Origin of the sequence: Rhizobium sp. NPDC090279, from assembly GCF_044769665.1 — a bacterium.
Taxonomy (GTDB): Bacteria; Pseudomonadota; Alphaproteobacteria; order Rhizobiales; family Rhizobiaceae; genus Rhizobium.
Map to the genome: position 1 here is coordinate 1 of NZ_JBIVYI010000052.1, position 1,162 is coordinate 1,162.

Here is a 1,162-nt window from a genome sequence, read left to right on the forward strand (position 1 = left end):
ATACCAACGAGCGACGATCATGACCGACGAGCCCATTCGCGGTGTCCGATGGACATGATTTTCCAGGGTTGGTCGACAAGCTTGTTCCAAGCGGCGCAGCAGTGTTCGACGATGTCGTCATAGTCTTTGAAGATGCGGTTTGACAGCCAGTTGTCCCTCATGAATTGCCAAACGTTTTCGACCGGGTTCAATTCTGGCGAACGCGGTGGCAGGAACATCAGTGTGATATTGTCGGGGACTTTCAATTTCGGCGTGACGTGCCATCCAGCCTGGTCGAGGATAAGAACGGCATGCGCTCCGGGATCGACGGCCTGGCTAATTTCGATGAGATGATCCTGCATGGCTTCGGTATCGCAATAGGGCAGCACAAGACCGGCCCCTTTTCCCTTCTTCGGGCAGATTGCTCCGAAGATATAGGCCCACATGGTGCGCTGATCCAAAGGGGCTGAAGGTCTCGTTCCTCGCTTTGCCCACCGTCGGGTAATCTTGTTCTTCTGGCCTATACGGGCTTCGTCGGCCCACCAGACTTCGATGTCCGTGCCTTGCGGGAGCTTGGCTTTGATGGTTGCCAGAGCGGCAGGGAAGTCTTTTTAAAAACCTCACCTTCCAACTCGTTCTGGCCATAATGGCGGGGGCGAGCCGACAGCTTGGCAAAGCCGAGCGCCTTCAGTTCGCGACCGACCGTGGTCTCGTCTAAAGAGATCCGAAATTCCTGGAATATCCATTGTGCCAGATCCTTGCGCCGCCAGCGAACAACGCCATGGATAGCGGGGATCGGGCCGCTCTCGACCATCTGGGCAAGAGCCTTGCGCTGAGCAGCATTCAGTTTCGCCTTCCCGCCGGGCGCTTTGCCATTTATCAGGCCTTCAAGACCACGGGTGTTGAAGCGGACAACCCAGTCCCGAACGATCTGCAGAGTGACGGCACCGATCCGGGCTGCATCTGAGCGCGAGCCCCCGTCATAAATAGCAGCAAGGGCCAGCAAGCGGCGGGCCTGGTTTGCATTCTTCGTCTGACGAGCAAGGTGACGCAGACGGTTTCCATCAAAATCATCCCGCAACGAAACGGCTGAACCCACGGCAAACCTCCAGTTTGCAACATGGATTCAGATTCGCGCCGTTTTGGAAAGCCGCAAAGAGTCCGAAATCGCGCTCGTTAGTAT

1 protein-coding gene is annotated in these 1,162 nt (G+C 56.4%); it reads right to left on the minus strand.

Annotated elements, in window-relative coordinates:
- Positions 1–17: 17 nt before the first annotated feature.
- Positions 18–1,078 (minus strand): IS630 family transposase gene (locus ACIQWP_RS31910; RefSeq protein WP_402796502.1). Its coding sequence is split into 2 segments (ribosomal slippage): positions 18–586 and positions 586–1,078, totalling 1,062 coding nucleotides; the frame shifts between segments, so codons are not numbered across the junction.
- Positions 1,079–1,162: the final 84 nt, after the last annotated feature.